The organism is Campylobacter canadensis, assembly GCF_013177655.1.
GTDB classification, from domain to species: Bacteria; Campylobacterota; Campylobacteria; order Campylobacterales; family Campylobacteraceae; genus Campylobacter_E; species Campylobacter_E canadensis.
Map to the genome: position 1 here is coordinate 1,267,111 of NZ_CP035946.1, position 22,591 is coordinate 1,289,701.

The window sequence follows — 22,591 nt, forward strand, 5'->3', positions numbered from 1 at the left end:
TTTTCCTATTGTCTTATATTTTGCTCTTTTAAATACCATTCATACATCATCTTAATGCCATCTTCAAGCTTGATTTTTGCCTTCCAGCCAAGTTCTTTTAATCTAGTTGAATTTGTAGTTTTTAACATAGTTCCATCAGGTTTTGAGGAATCAAAAATAATTTCCCCTCGATAATCTAAAATTTCCTTAATTAAATTTGCTATCTCTGATATAGAATAATCTTTTCCATCAGCTAAATTTAAATGAGTGTTATGAAAATTTTCATTGTATTTTTTTAATATTGAAGTATCAATCTCATTCATTGCAAAGATACAAGCATCTGCTACATCATCTACAAAAATAAACTCTCTTCTAGGCTTTCCAGTTCCAAATAATGTAACTTTATTTTGATCAATATTGAAGTTATTTAAATAATTAAGAACTTCTTGTATGTTTGTTAATTTTAAATTAAAAAGAAGCTCATCATATCTTTTTTCATTAAGCAATTTACCCAAATAAATTTTTGCAAATATTGCTGGAAAAACATGAGCTGTAGCTAAATTAAAATTATCTCCAGGTCCATAAATACTTGTTGGAACTAAAGTAATAAAATTTGTACCAAATTGATGATTATAAAACTCACACATTTTATTACCTGTAATTTTAGCAATCGCATAAGGCTCATTAATAAATTGCAATTTTCCATCAAGCATACTTGTTTCTTTTATCGGCAGTGATGTATCCTGAGGATAAATACAAAGAGAACTTAAGTAAAGTAATTTTTTACAATCATTTTTGTAAGCTTCATGTAACACAAAAGTTTGCATTGCTAAATTCAAATACAAAAAATCAGCTCTTCTTTTTAGCTGTTCCAACATGCCACCCATTTTAGCAGCACAGAAAAATATATACTCTGGCTTTTCCTTAACAAAAAATTCTGAAACGGCTTGCTGATTTGTCAAGTCAAGTTCGGAACGAGTTTTAAAAATTAAATTTTTATAGCCATCATTTCGTAGTTTTTTTAAAATTGAAGAGCCAACTAAACCTTTATGCCCTGCTATATAAATTTTAGAATCTTTATTCATTTTTTATCCTTACTCATCGCTAAAATATCACGCTCTGAAAGAATAGGAGAATTTGTTGGCCAATTTATACCTATTCTTTCATCATTCCATGCGTAAGTAAATTGTTCAGGAGCGTCTAAATATTCTCCTTCATAAGCAAGCTTATAGTAATACACTGCTTCTTTTGAACTTACATAGTGAGAATTTCCCATATTTGGCGGTAATAAAATAAGCTGCTGGTTATCTTGATTAATAATAAATTTTTCCCATTTTAAGTAAGTTGGCGAATCTTTTCTACAATCAACCACTACCTGATGAACTTCCCCATAAACACAAGTAACGAGCTTGTAGGTTTTTGTATCGCCGTGAATTCCACGTAAAACATTAAAATGAGAATTAATAAATTTATCATGCTTGAACTTTAAACCATTTGGGATAATATCACCTAGTAAATCTTCAGTAAAAGCGGTCCAAATTTCACCTCTTAAATCTCTAAATTTATTAGGAGTTATAATATACACTCCTTTTAAAATTTTTGATTCTTGTATATTAAATTCTATTGCCATAATTATTTTTCCTTTCTTTTAAATTCTCTTTTTAATCTGGATATATCTTGAAATATAAACTTAATATACCCACCTTTATACCAATTCTTACTAGCTTTAATAAAAGCTTCTCCTAATTTATAAGTAAAACATTCTTTTTCTTTTAAAGCTTCTTTGTAATCTGGATAAGATTCTAAAGGAGGTAAAGCTAAATTTGGATTTTCTTTTATTTTTTCCTCATAGGCTTTTTGTTCAAATTTGTGTTTGTCTTTTATATATGATAATACAAAAGGCATTCTTATATAGCCTAATATGCTTTTTGAATTTGTAATTAAGGCTTGTCCTAGTTTATAAGATAAATGATTTTGGATACGGGATTTAGCTGTACCATATTTAGTTTGGAAAGATAATTTAGATTGGATTTGATTAAGTTGAGTTGATTTTTCTTGTATATTACTTTGTAATTGATTGATATGGTTTATATTGGATTTTATAATACTATCTTTTTCTTTAACAGCATTGTTAATAGTATTATTAGAAGTTTGAATTTGTAAATTCACTTTAAATTTTAAAATATGCATAGCAACATATGCAATATAAGGATATTGCAAACAACTACTTTTTAAATATATATCAAACAAATCAGAATAAACAACCCCTATCCACCCCTTTAGAAATAAAGTTTTTAAATACTCGCCCTCTCTTGTCAATAATATTGTTTTTAACATCTCATTTGCTTTTGAAATTTCATTATGATTTAATAAAATATCAATAATATGTATCCTATATTTATCATTTTCATAATCATATACTAATGCTTTTTCCAAAAATTCGATTAAATTTTCTTTAGAAATATTTATTTTTTTAGACACTATAAATAAATGAAAATAGCTAAATGCTTTTTGCGAGTTAGATGTATTAAATTTTTCTATATTTTCTTTTATAATATCATATAACTCTTTTTCATTAAAAACAGAATAATTATTAATAAATTCTTGATTTCCTATATAGTTAGCTAATCTTACAACAGCAGAATTTGTTCCATACAATATTTTAGCATGCGACATAAACATCACATCGTAAAAAAATAATTCCATATTCGAAAGTTGGTTTGAATTTCTAAAATCTTCCATCACAAAAACATTTTTAAAGTTACAAAATTCCATAATTTGACGAATGGATAGCAAGTCATCCCCAACTAATACAATATTTTTATCTTTATTTTTTTGTATAATCCCGATAGCTATTTCGCATGGTGTTGCATGATAAATAGACTGTAAATTAAATTTCCTAAACTCAGCATAATCATAAATAGCGTCGCCGCTTCTAATATGAATACATATAAAATCTTTAAATTTCATACAGGTTTGCTTTGCTCTATAACTATTTTTTTTACAGATTCTGAAAATTCAATATCATTCCAAATATTTTGCATATATTTTCTATACTCTAAATCATCTATATCTTTAAAAATTCTTGTTGATAGATCAATAAGAGGTGCTGAAATATAATCATATTTATTAAATTTTAATTCTTTTAAAAACAAATCAAAATTTGTATAAACTTTGTCATCAATTCTAAAAATTGAACCATTTATACTCTCTAAAAAATATTTATCGATAAAATTTTTAGAAAATATTTCAGTATGCGACTCAACACATAATCCTAAAATACTAACATTATCATTTTCAACTTTTCTAAAATTATTAGTATCAGAATCTTTAGTAAAGGGAATATAATTTTTCCATGTAAATTTAACTTGTTTATTTAATATTTTAGCAAGATACATAGCATTCATCAAAGATATTAATCTAGAACCAGTACCATCTGTTCTGCTAGCTATAATCAAGCTCATACAATTTCCTTAAAAAATTTTTCAAAACAATTATATTTTTTACTATTATTTTGCTCGAATGCTTGACTTATCAAAGATGATTGAAATAACAACAATTTCTCAAAAATACTTTCTTTACTTTTTGCAAAATCATTAATTAATATTTTATAATTTTCATAAAATAATTCTCTATTATCAATATATAAAGAATATCTTAGTTTAAATTGAATAATTACTTCACCTTCCAATAACTGTTCAGCCAAAATAAATACATTTTTTACATCTTTAATCTCCACTAAATTTTTAAGTATTTCTATCTTTGTCTTAATGCAATATTTCTCTATGTCTTGTTTATCTTCAATAAACTCTTTAACAAAAATATAACAGTTGCTATTATATGCACAAAGGGCAAAATTATACACTACATCTTCCGATATAAAACCGTTTTTTATAATATTTAACCATTTTTTAAATGCTTCATAATATAATTGTTTATCCTGTGCTAATAGAGCTTTTTCTTTTGCAGCAAACGCTTTGCCATGTTCTTGTTTTGACATTTTTATTATAGAATTATAAATTCTAGAACAACTGCCCATATCTCTATGTATAAAAGTTTGTGTAATATTTTTACTATAAAAATCATCTAACTCGCATTTGTTATTAAGCAACTCATCTAATTTTACCATCAATTCTGACTCATTATTAACAACTGGTCCAAATCCATTTCTTCTATAATCAAAATTATAATCCCTTGGATGATGAACACCTTGCAAGTTTTCCTCTTCATCAAATTGATAAAAAATAGTAGGTTTATTTTGTATAGCCATTTCACTACATGCTGTACTATAATCAGTTATCATAAGATCTACACTGGCAAAAATATTTTGCAAACTCATACCATTATTTCTTACATCCACTTGAATATAAGAAGGTGCTTGAAAATAAGATAGATATGGACGGATTTGAAAATGAGGAAAAAAGTAAATTTTATAATCATATTTTTTTACAAGCTGCTCAAGCTGAGAACTTTGTATAACACTTTTCCATTTTTTAAAATACTCGCATTCTAAAAATTCCAAATTTATTTCTCTAATCCCTGTATTAGGAATTATATTGCCAACTATATTTTTTCTCCATGTTGGCATTATAAGGATTTGTTTGTTTTCTTTTCTACTTTTTTTTAAAAGAATATCATGTCTTGCAAAACCTGTTAATAGTACTTCTTTTTTTCCAAATTTATAGCGACTATAATTACTTGCTATATTATGGTGTTCTAAAGTATTTGCAGTGGTTATCATTTTAATCCAAGGATTACAATTAAACCAAGCATGCACATCACTTGCAAATGTTACCCCATGTTGTAAGAAGATGAAATCCTTATTAAATTGTTTTAAATATCTTCCAAGATAAGCATCTAAATGAGAGCTAATGACTTTAGAGGCTTTTTTTACAATCCTTTCAAATTCAAAACTTCCAAATTCTATTAAATTAAATCCTTCTTTTTCTAATCTTTTCCAGTCTGAACTTTCTTTTCTTAAAGCAAATATTATTTTTTGCTCTGGGTGATTTTGCATAATGTATCTATATAAATGCTCTGCATTATCATCAGCTTCATAGTCTCTATCCATTAAAAGCCAAATATTACTTTTTGGTAATCTTTTTTGAAATTCTTTTCGGATGTCTTGGATGTTTACATTTTGAAGTTGCGTCTTATTAAAAGTTATTCTGGTCTTTACTCCATCTATAAAAAATTCCAATTTACCCTTAATATCAACAGGTATAGAAACCCATAATCTTTTTTGATAACAAAATACTCTATCTAAAAAATCGTATTTAACTATCTTTTCATAATCTGCATATATTTCTTCATTATCCATCCTAATACTTTCTATATCTTTATCATCTCCAGTGTAATAAGTAATTAAAATTTGCTCTTTATAAGGGTCATAATCTTCTATATAAGCTATTTGAAATGGTGGTTTTTCATTTTTAAAGCAATTTAAAATTCCTACTTTCTTATCAAAATATAAACCTGCTAAATTAAAATCAAGAATTGTTTTAACGTCTATATAAGAAAAATTTTGTTCTAATAATTTTAAATATCTTTGTTTTTCGCTTTCACTCATAAAAGATAATTTTTCAGGAGAATTAATAAGATTTTGAATATTAAAAACCAAATGCGCTAAAATAGAATTTTGAACATACAATGGTATTTTGTTTAATTTGGAAATTTTACAAAAAACATTAGCTGTTCTAATCAAAGAATCAATATAATAATGAATTGTTTTAACCTGAAGATTGGTTGTCGATCCTTTTCTCTTTCTTGCTATATATAATGCATCTCGAAGAATAGCTATATTTTTTGTATTATTTGCTACTAAGTACATCAAAACAAATTGCGCATCTTCAAAAGAACTAAAACCCTCTTCAAATAAATGATTATTTACTAAAATAATACTATAATCAAAAAAAGATCTTGTTGATGTTGTTATACCCCATCTCATAGAAGATATTTTTTCATACAAATTTGAAGTAAATTGAAAATTCGTAAAATGCTCTTGAAACACTCCTGTTTCATCTTGATATATTTTTATATTACAGCCTATCATACAAACATCATCATCTTGATGAGTTAATAAAAATTTATCAACCTCATAAAAATAATTTCTATCTAAAAAATCATCAGGGTCAGTACAAGTAAGCCAAGTTATATTTAAATCATTTTCTTTTAAATATTTTAAACCTAAATTTCTAGCACTTGCTTGTCCGCCGTTTTCTTTGTATAAATAAATTATATTTTTAGGATACTTTTTTTGATATTTCTTAATTATTTGTGCTGAATTATCCGTTGAACCATCATCAACACAAATTAAATAAATATTGTTTTTAAAATCTAATCTTTGATTGATTATTGACTTAAAAAAATCATCTAAATATTTTTCTACATTATAAACCGCTGAAATAATTGCGTATTTGCTATAAGCTTTGTATTTTTTTGCTTTAAAATTATTTATAAGCTTATTTGCAATTCTGTAATTATTTAAAAAAGCATCCTTAAAAAATAATTTTGGTTCACGCATTAATTTTTTTATTTTTCTAGAACTATACAAGTAAAAATCCTTAATATGAAAACTAATATTTTCAATATTAATATTTTGAATAAAAGTACTTGTTTATATAAAAATAAAAACTGTTATAAAAAAAATCTAAAATTACTTACCATTAACTACATTAATTTTATAATGTTACATATTGTAAATATTAGTTTTCAAATTTAGACTAAAAGCAAACAGAGGATAAAAATTAAAAGCTAATCTTTATAAAAAGTTAGCTTTTAAAGTAATATAAAAATAACAAATAAATTATCTTGTTTATTTTTTCTCTTTTAAAGAAATGTGTAATTCATTAAGCTGGGCAAAACTAACTGCGCTTGGTGCATCAGTCATTAGGCATTGCGCTCTTTGAGTTTTAGGGAATGCTATTACATCTCTAATTGAACTTGATTTTGTAACTAACATTAACAATCTATCAAGACCTATTGCAAAGCCACCGTGACTAGGCGCACCATAGCTTAAAGCGTCTAGTAAAAAGCCAAATTTTTCTTTTTGCTCTTCTTCGCTAATGTTTAATAACTTAAATACTTTTTGTTGGATATCGCTTTTGTGAATTCTAATACTTCCACCACCAAGCTCAACCCCATTTAACACTATATCATAAGCAACTGAGCTAATTTCATCAATTGGTGCATCAATATTTTTTGGCATTGTAAATGGATGGTGCATCGCTGAATAAGTGCCATCATCATTTTGTTCAAACATAGGAAAATCAACAACCCATAAAAACTCAAATCTATTTTCATCAATTAATTTTAGTTCATTTGCTAAAAATAATCTAAATCTTCCCATATAATCTAAAACTGTTTTTTTAGCACCAACACCAAAGAATACTACATCTCCTACGCTAAAATCAGCTTCTTTTTTAAGAAAATCTATTAATTCTTTACCTTCATCATCAAAAAATTTAGTTAAAGGTCCTTTAGGTCCATCTTCTTTCATTTGAATGAAAGCAAGTCCTTTTGCGCCAAATTTTCTTACATATTCTTCAAAACCTTGCATTTGGCGCTTTGAAAAAATATTATCACCATTTTTTACAACTATTGCTTTTACACGATTTTTTTTACTATCTTTTGCTGGCTCACTAAAAATAGCATTATTAGACTTTGCAAAAATATCTGCTACATCAATAAAAGGCATATCAAATCTTAAATCTGGCTTATCGCTTCCATAATTTTCCATTGCCTCATTATAAGTCATTCTTCTTACATTTTGCGGCATTGCTATCCCAACACTTGCAAAAGTTTTTCTTAAAAATTGCTCAGCATTTTGCATAACCATTTCTTGGTCACAAAAGCTCATCTCAACATCTATTTGAGTAAATTCAGGCTGTCTATCTGCTCTTAAATCTTCATCTCTAAAACATTTTGCTATTTGAAAATATTTATCAAATCCTGCAACCATTAAAAGTTGTTTAAATAATTGCGGACTTTGTGGCAAGGCATAAAATTCGCCCTCATGTACACGAGAAGGTACCAAATAATCTCTTGCACCTTCAGGGGTAGCCTTAGTTAAAATAGGAGTTTCTACTTCCATAAAGCCAAGTTCTGTTAAAGCATTTCTAGCTGCAGTTGTGATGATTGAGCGTTTTTTAAAATTATCTAATAATTTTGGATTTCTAAGGCTTAAAAATCTATATTTTAACCTTAGTTCTTCATTTACATTTAAATCATTTACATCAAAAGGCAATGCTTTTGCGCTATTTATTAATTCAACTTCACTGCAAACTACTTCAATTTCTCCTGTTTTAAGCTTAGAATTTACTAAACCTTCTCCTCTTAAACGTACCTTACCCTTTGCACAAATTACATATTCATCTCTAAATGAACTAGCAAGTTCGTGTGCTTGTTTGCTTACTTCTGGGTCGCAAACTAATTGAATTAAACCTTCTTTATCTCTTAAATCTAAAAATATTACACCACCGTGGTCACGATAGCTATTTACAAATCCTGCTAGGCAAACTTCTTTACCTACTGAATTTTTATCTAACTGTGTTGAATAATGAGTTCTCATTTTTTTCCTTAAAAAAATATTTTGTTAAATTATAAAAAATTAAATTAATACCAAGTTAAAATACATCTTCGTAAAACGAACCGTTGATTTGATTGGTATTTAATAAATAACTTTTGTACTTTTCATAAAGTTGTTTATCTACATTAAATTTTAAGACATTTGACCAAAAACTGTCTAAAGTACCCTTATAAACTAAACCATCAATATTATAAATAGCTTTAGCTAAAACAATTGTAGGGCAAGAATATGCAATTGAGCTTAAACCTACGGTAGAATTTGCAACCACACAGCCACTTGCATTTGTAAGTAAGGTTGGCAAATGCCCTGAATGTAAATAAATAATTTTATCTTCAATATTAAATTTTTTTGCAAATTTTTTCATAACTTTTGAATAATCAACATAACCAATATCCATTGGATGATGTTTAAAAACTAAATATGTGTTATTATCAGCATTTTTTATAAAAGATTTAATAACGCTAATAATAAATTTTTTTATACATTTTTTTTCATAATGAATTTTTACTTGAGTATCGTTAAAAACTTGCAAAACACATAAAAAATATTTTTTATTTTCTAAGGAAATTTTTGCATCACTTATTTTATATTTTTTTAACCTTATATAATGTCTAATCCAGTAAAAACTCTCACTTGGCTTTAGGGTTCTATGATGATTTTTATTATTAAAATAAAAAGAAAAAATAAAAGAAAAAAGGTAATAAATAAAGGTATAAAAGCACATCTTATAAAAAGAATATTTTAATAAATTATTTATTTCTTTATTTTTAAAATTATATTTTTTATAAAAATTAGCATCTTTGCTCATTTTTGAATTTGCATTTACCCCATCTTTTTCTAAAGTTATAAAATTTGGTCTTAAATAGCCTTCTTCAAAAACATAAACTTCAATATCTAATTCTTTTGCGATTTCTATTGCACATTTATGAATTTTTCTTGTATCGTTGTAACAAAAAATAATTTCAATATTATTTTTTAAATAAAATTCTTTTATAAAATCTTTATAATTTTTAAAAGATTTTGTGTAATTTACACTTTTAAATGGATAAAAAATAAAATCACCACCATTAAAATTAATTTTAAAAATTCTATTATTTTGTAAAGATAGTTTTTTTGCAAAATAATTAAAAAAAGGTCCTATTGGACCTTGTAGCAATAAAATATTCTTATTCTTAAAACCCGATATCGCCTTACTTAACTTCATTAAATATCCAGTACAACCTTAGTAGTAACAGCAATTTGATATAAAATTTGACTTAGCAAACTAACCACTTGAAGATTATAACTATCAATCTTAGGCAAAACTAAAATAGAATCTCCTTTTGCTAATTTTACTTTATTTGTTAAAAAGCCGCTGCCTTTAAATTGCTCTGCTTTACCATTAAGATGGATTATTAAAATTCTATTTTTATCTGCTCTTTGAGAAAAGTCCCCTGCTATTTTTATGTAATCTTTTACCTTATATTTATCTAAAAATACAAAAGCACCTGGAACTTGTACCTCGCCTGAAACAACTACTAGATTATTTTTTGATGGAATATTTATAACATCTGCTTCTTCTAAAATTATATCTTTATATAAAGATTTGTCTTCAATAACAATTTGTCCTTTAGGTTGCACTTTTTTTGCCCTATCAATAAAGGCTAAAACATTTTGCGTCCAAGTAGCTTTGATACCTGCTTCTTGCGGAGTTTGAGAAGTTGATGTTAGGGCTAAAGTTTCAAGTTCTTTTAATGAAGCTAATAAAAGATTTTTTTGCAGAGAAGAAACACTTTTTCTAAAAAGCTGCACCGATGAAAGCTCACTCATATCGGTAAATTCTAATTTGTCTAAAACATCTTGCAAGCTTGTACCTTTACTCACAACCATATTATGCAAACTTTTATGCTCTCCATTTATTGTAATATTTATTTTATCTGCATTAAAATCTGGATTAAATTCAATCTCATCAGCACTTTTTAAAATAACATCTTTAAATTCACTTTTTTTATAAGTATTTATTGAGATTTTATTATTTTCATCATAGCTTTTTACTAAAGCTGTTGTTGCTGTTGGTTTTATATTTGCAACTCTTGCAATATCCGCTAAGCTTACAATATCGTTACCAAGCTCAAATCTGTATGGTTTATAAACCTCTCCGCTAACGCTTACATAAGATTTTATTGAATTAACAAAAATTACATCGGAATTTCTAAAAGTGATGTTTTCAATCCTACCATTTAATAAAAAATCATACAAATCAAGCTCTTTAATAATTTCATTATTTCTTAGAATATTAATATCTCTAAAAGAGCCATAATTTAAATTAATACCACCAGCCTTATCAATAAATTGAATAACACTATCAGAGCTTAGTCCAGCGTATAAGCCTGGCTTTTTTACATTTCCACTTACAAAAACTAATACTTCTTGATAAGTTTGCATATTTGCATAAACAAAAACATTATCTTTATAAATTTGCTTTACCTTATCTTGAATTATTTTTACTAAATCTTTATTATTAACGCCTAAGACATTTATAACACCAACTTGTGGAATAAAAATATTACCCTTTGAATCAACCTCAGCCTTTAAGCTAAGTTCAACTGCTCCCCAAATCTTAATATCAATAACATCAGCAATATTTACTTTATAATCAGGGTTGTAAATATTTTTACTTACTTGTTTAAAATTTCCAGAAAATAAATGCTCTCCAAAAACAGCTTTATTTTCTTTTACTTCTAGTAATTCTTCTTCACTATTATTGCTTGGTTGAATATTTGAAACATCAAGTGCAAAAAGCATTAAAGCACAAAATAAACATATAATTTTTTTCATTAGTATCTATGCTCCTGTATTATAGTATTTGTAATTTTTATACAAGCAAAAATTAAACTTAAAATTACAAATAAACTTAAAATATCATAAGTATAATTCGGGTAAACTGATTTTAAAAATATTTGCGGATTTGTAATTTTAATTAATTGTTTAACCTTTTTTAAAGCATCAATTCTTGCTTTTTCATACGAGGTTAAAGCTAATTTGTAAGCATCTGTAGCGAATTTTAATTTAAAAGTTAAATTCTCAAACTCAAAGGCTAAATCATTTAATTTTTCATCATTTTTGCTTGAGGCTATTTTATCTTGTTCTAATTTTAATTGTTCTTTTAAGGCTAAAATTTCACTTTTTAAATTCTTAATTTGTGGACTATTGTCATTTAAATAAGTTTTTAAGGTATTAATTTCTATTTGTTTTTTACTTAAATTACTTTTTAAAGTAGCTACCAATGCCCCTTGTGCTTGTGCTTCATTTGTTGGGTCAAAAATATTATTTTTATCTTGAAAAGCCTTTAGATTATATTGAGCTTTAAAAAACTCATCTTGAATTTTTTCTAACTGTTCTTTATTAAATTTTACCTCTTCGTTTGCTATATTATGAGAAATATCATTTATAAATTTTTCACTTTCGCTTAAAATTAAATTATTTAATTTTTGTGCATATTCTGGGCTAAAAGCTTCTACACTAATAGTTGTTAATCCTGTTAAATCATCATAATTTACACTTACAAGACTTTTATAATAAGATAAAAAATCTTCGTCATAATCAAAATTTTTAAACCATAATCTATAATCTTTGTGCATTAAAATATTTTCTTTTAATTGCAACTTATTTTCTAAAATTCTTAACATATCAAGAGATAAAATATACTCTTTTAAATACATTATATCTTCTTTAGATGATGTTGCAACGGTAGCATTTACTAAAGATAATAAAGATGAAGTATTTTGAGCATTTGTTGATTTTACAGCAATTACAGCGCTACTTTTATATCTTGCATCAGCAATAAAAAATAAATAAAAAGCATATAAAAGCGTTAAAAGTAAAACAAGCTTAAATGAAAACGCCTTTTTTAAATATCTTTTTGTTTTCTTCTTTATTAAATGTGAATATATTTTTATTTTCTTCATTAACAACTTTCTTTATAAATTTCAAGACCTTCATCTACATCATATATTTTAGCCTCATTATTTGCTAAAATTACAACCTTATTACACCATCTTTTAATTTCATCAGCACTATGAGATACCATAATAACCTTTGATGTAGATAATTTTTTTTCGTATAATTCTACACTTTTTTGCTTAAACGAAGGATCACCTACCGCTCCTGCTTCATCAATTAAATAATAATCAAAGTCAAACGCCATACTAATTCCAAAAGAAATTCTTGATTTCATACCGCTAGAATAATTTTTTACAGGTTCATCAAAAAAAGAGCCAATTTCAGCAAATGCTCTTACAAATTCTATTTTTTCTTTAATTTCATTACTATTATAACCATAAACCCTAGCTATAAAATTAATATTATCTCTAGCACTAAGAGAGCCTTGAAAGCCGCTTGAAAAGCCAATTGGCCAAGAGATTTTTTGATTAGTAATTACCCTACCTTTATTAGCTAATTCTAAACCGCCTAAAATTCTAAGCAAGGTGCTTTTACCAGCTCCATTTTTGCCCAAAAGCCCTATAGAACAATCATCTGGAAAAGAAAAATTAAGATTTTTAAAAATATAATGTCTTTGCTTATTTTGTAAAATATAATATTTTGTAATATTTTCAAGTCTAATCATGTTTATTGCCCTGCTAATTGCAATCTTTTATGATAATACATTGCTAAAGAAAAAAATAATAACACTAAAATAAACATTAGTGAATATGATAAATTTACAACGCTTATTACAGGATATTGTACATAATAATTTTCTTTTAAAGTTTCAATTATGTGCAAAAGTGGGTTTATAGCCATATATTTTGCATATTGAATTGGTAAAATCCATAATGGAAAAATAGTTGCGGAAGCAAAATAAAAAACCCCTGTTAATGCAGTACATAACATTTTTAAAGATGGCCTATTAAAAGAAATTATCGCCATAAATAAACCTAAAGTAAAGGCAAATAAAATCACTAAAAAAAATGAAAAAATAACCATTAAAAAATTATTTGGTATAAAATTATAATCTAATATAAAACAAAAAAAAGACATAAGTAATATAAAAATTACAAAATAAATCATACCTTCTAAAATAGCTCTTGCTAAAAAAACATGGATTGGTTTTACTGGCTTATAAACAAAAAGAGATTTATTCGCATCAATACCATTTATTATATTTGTTACAATATTTCTAAACATAAAATAAGGCACCATCCCCATTATTAAAAATAATGAATATGGAAGCTGTGGCAATACCCTATTTCTTATATAACTTAAAAAAACAAGTAAGCAAAGTATATGCAACATAGGTTCAACAATAACCCAAACATAACCTAAGGTAGGGTTTTTACCAAATCTTGTTTTTAATTCTCTTAAAATTAATGCTAAAATTATATTTTTCATTTACACCTGATTATTTTTTTAATCATTGTAAAACTTTTTTTATGCTATAAAGTAAATCAACATCGTTGCTATTTTTAAGCAGCCAATCTAAATACGACCTATCTTTGAGTGCTACATCGCTTAATTTTAAGCCTTTGTACTTGCCGAATTTTAACTCATCTATAAAAATAGCTTCTTTGCTAAGTAAATAAAGTTCATTAGCATTTTTTACTTTAAGCATTTCATTAAATAAAAGCATAAGTATTAAAACATCACCCATTGCATCATGAGCCTTAATGTCAATTTGTAATTGTTTAGCACTTTGTTCTTCTAGTAAGTAAAGTTTTAAAGCATATCTTAAATACTGCAATCTATGATGGGCTAAATCTTTAAATAAATGCCTAGCACATCTATATGTATCAATTAATTTATATTTTGGCTCAAAGCCTTCTTTTTTAAGCATAGTAATATCAAAATCAATATTATGTGCTATTAAATAATTCTCATCACTATTTAGCTCGCATAAATTTTTATAAAAATCAGTATCTATAAAATATTTTTTATTAGCAAGCATTTCAGGCGTAATGTGATTTACTTCCATTGATTCAATGCTTGGCATTTTATCACTTTTACATAATTCATAATGTTTTTTATAATCAAGTAAAAAATTTGCACTAAGACAAGAATCATAATAAGTAGCATCAAAGCTAAGCGATGCTACTTGAATTATTCTATCTTCTGGCAAAACACCTGTTGTTTCTGTATCAAAAAATATATATTTCATTAAATCCTCTTAAGGTAAAAACTTAATCTTTCTTGCATAATTTCACTTTTAAAAATTTCATCTTCAAAATAAAATTCTTTAATATCAGCTAATTTTAAAACTTTTACAATCACTTGTGCAATACTATCAGCAATTCCATAATAAATTGCAATATCGTCTAAACCACCAAGTTTGTATATTAATACAAGTCTTAAAGATTTTTGTACATCAAGTTTAAAAGGGATATTATTATTTAATTTAAAATCAAGACCGCTAGCAATACCAATCTCGTAAGAATTTGCTAATTTAAGTATCTCATCTAAACTTTTAAACTCTTTATTTAAAATAAAACTAGCAGCTAGAAAAATATCGCTAAATTTACTTGCAATTTTGCTATCTGCTTGTAAATTTATATTAAATTCTTTTTCATAATTTGCTAATAATTTTTGCCCTAATTTATTTGTACTAAGAAAACTTGCAATATTTTGCATTTCAAATTCAAATGAAAGAATTTTTTCATTATCTTTATAAATACCATCATCCTTAATACAGGTTGTTCCTTTTTCAAAATTATTTATTATATTTTGCGCTCTTTTTCTTTTCCCTTGCGCATATGAACTTGCCATTGATAGCTCATAAACTCCGTAATTATCCCAAAAATCTCTTTCGCTACAAGCAATACACCCGTGTCCTGCTGCAACCGGCCAAGAAGTTTTAGAATTAAACTTAGTTTTAGGACAGTTATTAAAAGTATAAGGTCCTTTACAGCCAACCTTAAATAAACAAGCACCGTTTTTAGCTGCTTCATCGCCAAATTCTTTTACAAAATCTCCACTTTCAAATGCTACCTTTCTTTCGCACATATCATGTAAGCATTTTGCATAAGCAAAGGCAGGACGATTATTATTATCTAAACTAGGAGCACTATTAAAAAACACAAAATGCATAATACTAGCAATAATATTACTCTCGCTAGGCGGACAACCTGGAATTAAAACTGCATCTTTAAACTCATCTGCTATTCCATAAGAAATAGTTGGATTTGGTGCAGCAGCTTGAATACCACCATAACTTGAGCAAGAACCTACCGCATAAATTGCTAGGGCATTTTTTGCTAATTCTTGCATTTTATGCATTGCACTATGAGCAAAAGCACCAGAAGTATAATATTCATTAGCACTAATAGCACCTTCTACTATCAATAAATAAGGTTCTTTGCTTTTTAATAAACTTTCTGCTAAAAAGCCGCTTGATGCCATATAAGTTTCGTGATAAACAAGGTCAATATAATCAAAAATTAAATCATCAAGACCTATGCTTTCACTTCTAATAAAACTTTCACTACAGCCTGTGCATTCACTAAAATGTAACCAAATTACCTTTAATTTTTTATCTTTAATGCGTTCATAAATTTCATTTTCATCTGCTTTTACACCTAATGTTTTTAATACATTTTTAATTTGTTCTAAATTCTTGCTCATATTTATCCTTTTATTTAGCTTAAAAATTATAATTAATTCTATTTTAGCAAAAAATTATAAAAATTAGTAACTTTTCTACACATTTTTAACTTTTTAAAAAGCTAAAAACGGAGAAACACATAATAAAATTCCAGTTAGAATTATAAAATATAAACTAAAACCCTTTAAATCGTTTAAACTTGGAATTTTATAAACTAAAAATGCAGGTATCAAGCATCCTATTAAACCAAAAATTGGAGAACAAATACTTGTAAAAAACAAAATTGGAAAATTAAGTACTATTGCAAACCAGCAAAGTAAAATACCTATTAAAATGCTTAACATATCTATGCGTTTTTTCATATTGCTTGTATTTGTAAATCTTGAAATAATATTATTTAAAATGCCATTTGTTGCTTCTCTAAAAGCTAAAAACACTCCAAAAAACGAGGTTAAAACCGCAAAAACATTTAAAAGCATACCAAAATAAATATGCCAATTGCTTTGATTTGAACTAAAACTTTTTGCAACTATTGCTAGGGCTGAGATGTTTTCTTCTTTTGCTTTTAAAGCACTTTCATAATCAATTGCTAAGGTAAAAGATACTGCATAAAAAAATACAATAACAAACAATAAAATAAAAGAAATATTCATAGCTCTTAAAGCTTTTTTTCTTGCTATTTCAATATCCTTAAAATGCGCTCTATAACTAATTACCATTGGCGATAAAGATTGTAAAAATAATATTGAAGTAAGTGTAAAAGGTAAAGTAACTATAACATCCTTAATTAAAATTTTATAATCTCCAATTGCCTTTATGTTAGAAAAATCCCACATAGGTATCATAAGTAAAGCAAGTACAGCAATAACAAGCAATACACTAACTGCCATAAAACCTGATAATTTAAATAAAACACTTTCAGCGCTCATAGCAATAAAAGTTAAAATTAATACTATTACTAAACCATAAATAGGATTATTTGCTAGATTTTCTTTACTGATATTAAAAGTTTGCAAATAAGCTGCACTATCATTATTAACAGCCGTTGTATAAACAAACATCCAAATAATTATCATTAAAAAATATAAAATGCTTAAAAAAATAGCTGCATTTTTTCCTAAATAACTTTCTATTGCATCAGGATAAGAACTTGCGTTTTTTGCCCTTGCAAGAGTGTTTATAAAAAGTTTTTGAAATAAATACATAGCAGGATAGCCAATAATAGATGAAAATAAAAACACCCAAAGTCCCACAACGCCAACTTGAACAGGTAAAAACACAATTCCTGCACCAATAGCCATACCAATACTCATTACAATCCAGCCTATATCAATTCTATCAAATTTCATACGCTCATCTTTCATATTCTCCCCTTTTTAAATAAGTTAAGAGTATTTTAGCTATAAAAATTGTAATTAAATTAAAAAAATTAAAAATATTTATTGTCTTCAAATAACAATTTTGCAAATTCAGCTAAACCCAAAAAATCAATCTTTTGACTATTTGAAGATGCTATATATATTGAATTAGGGATAATCTTGGCTAGCTCTTTAAATAAGGTATGAGTTTCTTCTATTTTGCTATCACTTCTTAAATAATCTTGAATGTAATTTTTAAAATAATAATCTTGATTTTTTCCTATAATGCTATACGCTAATGCTTCTTCTTTGCTTAACATTACATATTTATAACCAATATAGCAAATGCTTTTAGTGGCATCTTCTTCAATTAAAATAGGAATATTTGGCTTAAAAATGCGAGTGTATATTTCTAAATCTAAACTATTTAAGCTATAAGATAAAACTTTTATAGAATCTTGCTTAAATTGCTCAAAGGCTTCAGGGCTATTACAACTATAAGAAAATAAATAAATGCAAGTAATTAATAATAAAACTATCTTTTTCATGGCCTACCCCCCCCCTATCAACTAATTTAGATAATAAATAAATCTTAATTTAATTAATATTTAAAAATAAAGTATGTAATTAATAAAAATTATTATTTAAAAAAATATAAAGCAATTTAGTTAATGAAAAGATAATAATAAAAGAAAAAGAAACTGTAATTTAAATTTTACTAAGTAAATTACAAAATTATAAATTTTTATTAAATATTTCTTTCTTAAATAAAGAATATTTAAGAAAGAATTTTTACTTTAATGTAAATCTTTATTTAGTTGAATTAATTTTTGATTAAAGCTTACAATCATTGCACCGCTTATGCTATCTTGTCTAAAATGCAAGCCATTTAAATTGCTTAATTCTCTTGCTTTAAAATATTCTTTATCAAAAGAAAAATTAGGATTTGCTTTTTGTAATTGCTCACTAAAAATAAGCTTAAATTTCATACCAGATAAAACAGCTACTGAAGCATCTACAACACAATCATCTCCTAAGCAAATTCCAGTAACGCTATTTGCCCCTAATAAACATCTTTTTCCTATGCTAATTGCACTTCCATCAGTTCCACTTAAAACGCCTAAAATACTTGCTCCACCGCCAATATCAGTATCTTCTCCTACAATTACGCTTGATGAAATTCTACCTTCAACCATCGCAGCTCCAAGAGTTCCTGCATTAAAATTTACATAAGAAGCACCTGGCATAATAGTGCTGCCCTTTGCTAAATGCGCCCCTAATCTTACCTTTGAGCTATCTGTAATTCTTACACTTTCTTGCGGGATAATACTTTGTAAAAATCTTGGGAATTTATCAATATAATCAATATTTGGATAAGTTTTAGAAAATTTTAATTCTATTTCATTTTCTTTTAAATATTCAAGCTCATAAGCTCTATTATCGCTCCACGCTAAGCAAGGCATAATTGCAAATGCCTTTGTAAGATTTAATTCTCTTGGCTTTTTATAATTTCTTGATAATAAATGTAACTTAATATAAACATTACTTAAACTTTGTGGATTTTCATCTTTATTTAAAACTACTAAAAAAAATCTCTCTTTATCAATATACTTTAACGCTGTTTTAAATACTTCAATATTTGTATGTTTGTTAGTATCATTTTCAAAACATTGAAAATAACTTAAAATTTTTTCTAAGTCTTCTTTTTTTAACTCAAGCTCAAATTCACTTTCATCTTTAAAGCGTGCAAGTTTTAAAACATCAAATAAAATACTAAAAGTATTATAATTTTGCATATAATTTACATTTGCAAAATCTATATAAATCATCTTTTTACTAATTTGCCCAAAACTAGCAACGCCTAATGCAAAGGCAAGTGGCTTAAAAAAATCCTTATTTGCTTGGATTTGTTCACAATGTAAAGTAAATTCACTAGTGTTCATTCTTTCTCCTAAATAAAATAATTTGTCTGATATAAAGAAGCTAAATCAATATAAAATTCCTCTTCGCTTCTGCTTTTAATAATACCATTACTTGGAAACACTCTGCTATAAAAACTATCAATATTTTTGATTTTATCTTTAAATAAATAGCTTAATAGCTTTGCTGAAATTTCTTTTCTAACCAATACAGTTGGTGGCATAATTCCTAATGTTAAAAGCTTTCTAATACACTGCATATCGTATTTTATATGATGATGCGCTCCGTGCGGACAGGATTTTACACTAACCATAATATTACATTGATTGCAAAATGCAAATTCTGGTAAAATTATTAATTCTAATTCTGTTTTTTTGCTTAATTCATTTAAAAAAGAATTAAAAGTAAAATTATCATACAACAAACCTATACCTGGATGATTTTGTTCAATTACAAATTTATTTGCACCAAATGACTTTACAAGCAAACATTCATAATTTGGGTCTTTTGAAAAAAGTTCTAAATTTTCTAAATAAATAGTATAGATTTTATCAAGTGGCAAATAATTTTTAGTGAAAAAATCAAAACATTCTTTTTTTATTTGCATACTAAATTCATCTTTAGCATCAACAACAAATATCAAAACTAAATCAGCCTTATCTATAGTCCATCTAAGCATACGCTCGTGCGCTCTTGTAAGCGGACTTGCATCAAGCATAATTGCAGTGATTTTCTTTGCGTTACTTTTTTTAATTTTATTTTCAACATCTTGTTTTATTTTTTGATATGGATTATTGTAAATATTAACTTTTGCACAAAGTCCAGGATTATTATTTTCAATATAACAAAGATTAGGGCTAAAAATACTAGCAATTTTTTTCTTACTACTAAATGTACTAACATCTTCTAGGCTACCTACTATCTCATCTTCACATTTTAATAATAATTTTTTACTAAATTTTTTATTACTTAAATCACCATTTAAAGCAAAACTAGGGTAAAAAGAAAGACTATTAAATAAAAATTCTGAAAATTCGCCCTGCTCTTCATCATTAATAAGCCTATCAGTATTTGATAAAGCTTTTATTTGTATTAAAGATAAAATCGCTAATTCATTTTTATTTATATTTATGCAAGAAATTTTTTCACTTGTCAATGTCATATTTTCTCCTTTTTTCCCACAAAGTCTTTCTTGAAATACCAAGTTTTTTGCTTAAATCAGTATCTGTGTATGAATCTTGCCATTTTAAAATCATATTTTTTAAATAATCATCTACCGTTAAAATGCCTTTGTAATCATTATTTTCTTTATCTTCTAAACAAAGCTCGTTTAAACCTTCAAAATGATTTTTTGAATTTGTATGAAAAATAAAATTTTGCCCCTTGCTTAATTTTAAAATTTGTTCTAATTTTGAACCTTTTAAGACTTGAAAATTAGTAAAATATCTAATCTCACTTGCGCCAACTAAAAGTTCGTTTAAATTAAAAGATGAGCTTAAATCAGTAAAATGCAATAAAATATTATTTGAAAAAGCATAATTAAATACATAAGAATCAGCTAATATTTGATTATTTGTCTTAATCAACAAAGGAAAGGTTATTTTTTTTACTGGATGGATTTTTAAATCAATTACTGATTTTACATAAGAATTTAAAGCCTGATTTTGTAATTTTAAACGATTGTAGTTGTAAAAATATTTAATCTTTCTTAAAACCTCTTCAATCATAAAAGGTTTTTGAATGTAATCATACGCACCAGCAGCAATAGGAGTGCTAACAGTATCTGAACTAACATAAGAAACTAAAAGTAAAATCATACTTTGTTTGTGATTTTGAATAATTTTCATAAAGCTATCAACATTAGTTGAAAGCAAAATCACATCATAAAAAATATTTTTTATATCATTAAAAGAAGTTGCAATATCACTTTCATAACCTGCTTCATTTAATTTAATAGCAATACTTTGAGCTAAATATACTTCATTTTCAACAATCAATATCTTCATAACAACTCCAATCAAATAATCTCATATTACAAACAGCACTAACGCTTATGCCTTCGCACCTTCCTACAAAACCTAATCTTTCTGTGGTGGTTGCTTTTATGTTTATATTTTTACATTTTAAAACTTCTTGTAAATTTTTTTGGATTTCTTTTTTAAAGGGGTTAATTTTAGGTACTTGTGCAGCAATGCTTATGTCTAAATTAGATAAATAAAACCCATATTCTTTACACTTTTTATAAACTATTTTTAAAAGCTCAATTGAATCAGCCTTTCTATAGCTTAAATCATCAGGGCTAAATAATTCTCCAATATCGCCTAAATTACACGCTCCAAGCATAGCATCAATTATTGCATGGCTTAAAACATCAGCATCAGAATTTGCTTTTAAAGCATATTTGCTATCTGCACAACAAATCCCACCTAAAATAAGCTTATCATTAATATTTTTTTCACTTAACTTCTCTCCAACATTTGAAGAGCAAAACTCATGTACATCATATCCGTATCCAATGAAATTATCTTTACTAGCACTTGCGTAATTTAGGTTTTTTAGCTTTTTTAAATCGCTTTTAAAAGTAAGTTTAAAATTATTATAATCTCCTTGAACCCATTTGCATTTATAAGCTGCAGCACAAAATGCGGAACTTTCATCACTATAATTTTCTAAGTTTAATTTTTTTAATATTTCTACCTTAGAGATTTGCGGAGTTTGCACTAATAAAAAATCGTCTCTATTTTCGTATTTGTTTTCTTTGTAATTATATAAGGTATCTACAAGCTTTATTGCACTAAAAACACAATCGTAATTTTTATATTCTAAAAGTAAATTATTTAATACTTCTTCTTTTACAAGCAATCTTGCAACATCACTAATCATTACATATTGGCTAGTACATTCTTTTAAAGCATTTTTAATACTAGCTCCTCTTGTATTAGCGCCTTTTACAAAAATAAAATCATTAGATAATTTTTCATACTGATAAGGCTCATTGCAAGTAATAATAATTTCTTTAAAAGCGTACATTTTTTTAAAATTATTTGCTACATAAAGCCAAAGTGGAACTTTATCAATATATAAATTCTGTTTTTTAAACTCACAATTAAAGCGTGTAGAATCACCAGCTGCTAATAATATTAAACTTAAATCATTCATTTTTCTTTCCTTCTT

Annotated in this window: 19 protein-coding genes; all 19 read right to left on the reverse strand. The window is 26.2% G+C overall.

The features are described from left to right. Nucleotides 1-5 precede the first annotated feature (5 nt). The 19 genes from CCANL266_RS06015 to ispF all read right to left on the reverse strand — a co-directional run bounded on the left by CCANL266_RS06015 (nucleotide 6) and on the right by ispF (nucleotide 22,576). Complete coding sequence (locus CCANL266_RS06015) at nucleotides 6-1,064, reverse strand: GDP-L-fucose synthase family protein (RefSeq protein ID WP_172232804.1); 1,059 nt, start codon at nucleotides 1,062-1,064, stop codon at nucleotides 6-8. Continuing rightward, nucleotides 1,061-1,609: a dTDP-4-dehydrorhamnose 3,5-epimerase family protein gene (locus CCANL266_RS06020; RefSeq protein WP_172232807.1), complete on the reverse strand. Its 549-nt coding sequence runs from the start codon at nucleotides 1,607-1,609 to the stop codon at nucleotides 1,061-1,063. Before CCANL266_RS06020 ends, CCANL266_RS06015 begins: the two co-directional genes overlap by 4 nt. Before the next feature lie 2 nt (nucleotides 1,610-1,611). Further along, nucleotides 1,612-2,949, reverse strand: coding sequence for a hypothetical protein (locus tag CCANL266_RS09590; RefSeq protein WP_224316250.1), 1,338 nt, complete (start codon nucleotides 2,947-2,949; stop codon nucleotides 1,612-1,614). Further along, nucleotides 2,946-3,443: a hypothetical protein gene (locus CCANL266_RS06030; RefSeq protein ID WP_172232810.1), complete on the reverse strand. Its 498-nt coding sequence runs from the start codon at nucleotides 3,441-3,443 to the stop codon at nucleotides 2,946-2,948. Before CCANL266_RS06030 ends, CCANL266_RS09590 begins: the two co-directional genes overlap by 4 nt. Then, on the reverse strand, nucleotides 3,440-6,502 hold the full coding sequence (locus CCANL266_RS06035) for a CDP-glycerol glycerophosphotransferase family protein (RefSeq protein WP_172232813.1): 3,063 nt from the start codon (nucleotides 6,500-6,502) through the stop codon (nucleotides 3,440-3,442). Before CCANL266_RS06035 ends, CCANL266_RS06030 begins: the two co-directional genes overlap by 4 nt. A 291-nt stretch (nucleotides 6,503-6,793) precedes the next feature. Beyond that, nucleotides 6,794-8,548 carry an aspartate--tRNA ligase gene (gene aspS, locus CCANL266_RS06040; RefSeq protein WP_172232816.1) on the reverse strand — a complete coding sequence of 585 codons (1,755 nt, stop codon included), beginning with the start codon at nucleotides 8,546-8,548 and terminating at the stop codon, nucleotides 6,794-6,796. Between the two features lie 55 nt (nucleotides 8,549-8,603). Beyond that, nucleotides 8,604-9,770 carry a capsule polysaccharide modification protein KpsS gene (gene kpsS, locus CCANL266_RS06045; protein WP_172232819.1) on the reverse strand — a complete coding sequence of 389 codons (1,167 nt, stop codon included), beginning with the start codon at nucleotides 9,768-9,770 and terminating at the stop codon, nucleotides 8,604-8,606. Further along, a complete protein-coding gene (locus CCANL266_RS06050) occupies nucleotides 9,770-11,383 on the reverse strand; it encodes a polysaccharide biosynthesis/export family protein (protein ID WP_172232822.1) in 1,614 nt (537 codons plus the stop codon). The genes kpsS and CCANL266_RS06050 overlap by 1 nt, the downstream gene beginning before the upstream one ends. Further along, on the reverse strand, nucleotides 11,383-12,513 hold the full coding sequence (locus tag CCANL266_RS06055) for a KpsE/RkpR family capsule polysaccharide export protein (RefSeq protein ID WP_172232825.1): 1,131 nt from the start codon (nucleotides 12,511-12,513) through the stop codon (nucleotides 11,383-11,385). Before CCANL266_RS06055 ends, CCANL266_RS06050 begins: the two co-directional genes overlap by 1 nt. Next, the gene (locus CCANL266_RS06060) at nucleotides 12,513-13,172 is read right to left on the reverse strand and encodes an ABC transporter ATP-binding protein (protein WP_172232828.1); all 660 of its coding nucleotides are present in this window, start codon (nucleotides 13,170-13,172) and stop codon (nucleotides 12,513-12,515) included. Before CCANL266_RS06060 ends, CCANL266_RS06055 begins: the two co-directional genes overlap by 1 nt. A 2-nt stretch (nucleotides 13,173-13,174) precedes the next feature. Then, nucleotides 13,175-13,936, reverse strand: coding sequence for a capsule polysaccharide transporter KpsM (gene kpsM / locus CCANL266_RS06065; protein WP_172232831.1), 762 nt, complete (start codon nucleotides 13,934-13,936; stop codon nucleotides 13,175-13,177). A gap of 22 nt (nucleotides 13,937-13,958) precedes the next feature. Further along, nucleotides 13,959-14,699 (reverse strand): 3'-5' exonuclease, encoded by a 741-nt coding sequence (locus CCANL266_RS06070; protein WP_172232834.1) that lies wholly within the window; start codon nucleotides 14,697-14,699, stop codon nucleotides 13,959-13,961. Next, a complete protein-coding gene (locus CCANL266_RS06075) occupies nucleotides 14,699-16,159 on the reverse strand; it encodes a hydrogenase small subunit (RefSeq protein ID WP_172232837.1) in 1,461 nt (486 codons plus the stop codon). Before CCANL266_RS06075 ends, CCANL266_RS06070 begins: the two co-directional genes overlap by 1 nt. A gap of 93 nt (nucleotides 16,160-16,252) precedes the next feature. Continuing rightward, nucleotides 16,253-17,503: an aromatic amino acid transport family protein gene (locus tag CCANL266_RS06080; protein ID WP_172232840.1), complete on the reverse strand. Its 1,251-nt coding sequence runs from the start codon at nucleotides 17,501-17,503 to the stop codon at nucleotides 16,253-16,255. Nucleotides 17,504-17,568: 65 nt separating this feature from the next. After that, complete coding sequence (locus CCANL266_RS06085) at nucleotides 17,569-18,045, reverse strand: hypothetical protein (RefSeq protein WP_172232843.1); 477 nt, start codon at nucleotides 18,043-18,045, stop codon at nucleotides 17,569-17,571. 249 nt (nucleotides 18,046-18,294) lie between these two features. Beyond that, nucleotides 18,295-19,440: a tetrahydrodipicolinate N-succinyltransferase N-terminal domain-containing protein gene (locus CCANL266_RS06090; RefSeq protein WP_172232846.1), complete on the reverse strand. Its 1,146-nt coding sequence runs from the start codon at nucleotides 19,438-19,440 to the stop codon at nucleotides 18,295-18,297. An 8-nt stretch (nucleotides 19,441-19,448) separates the two neighbouring features. Then, entirely contained in the window at nucleotides 19,449-20,579 is a 1,131-nt protein-coding gene (locus CCANL266_RS06095; RefSeq protein WP_172232849.1) for a sulfate adenylyltransferase, read from the reverse strand. After that, nucleotides 20,563-21,423 carry a response regulator transcription factor gene (locus CCANL266_RS06100; protein WP_172232852.1) on the reverse strand — a complete coding sequence of 287 codons (861 nt, stop codon included), beginning with the start codon at nucleotides 21,421-21,423 and terminating at the stop codon, nucleotides 20,563-20,565. The genes CCANL266_RS06095 and CCANL266_RS06100 overlap by 17 nt, the downstream gene beginning before the upstream one ends. Next, a complete protein-coding gene (ispF, locus tag CCANL266_RS06105) occupies nucleotides 21,404-22,576 on the reverse strand; it encodes a 2-C-methyl-D-erythritol 2,4-cyclodiphosphate synthase (RefSeq protein ID WP_172232855.1) in 1,173 nt (390 codons plus the stop codon). The genes CCANL266_RS06100 and ispF overlap by 20 nt, the downstream gene beginning before the upstream one ends. Between the last annotated feature and the right edge of the window lie 15 nt (nucleotides 22,577-22,591).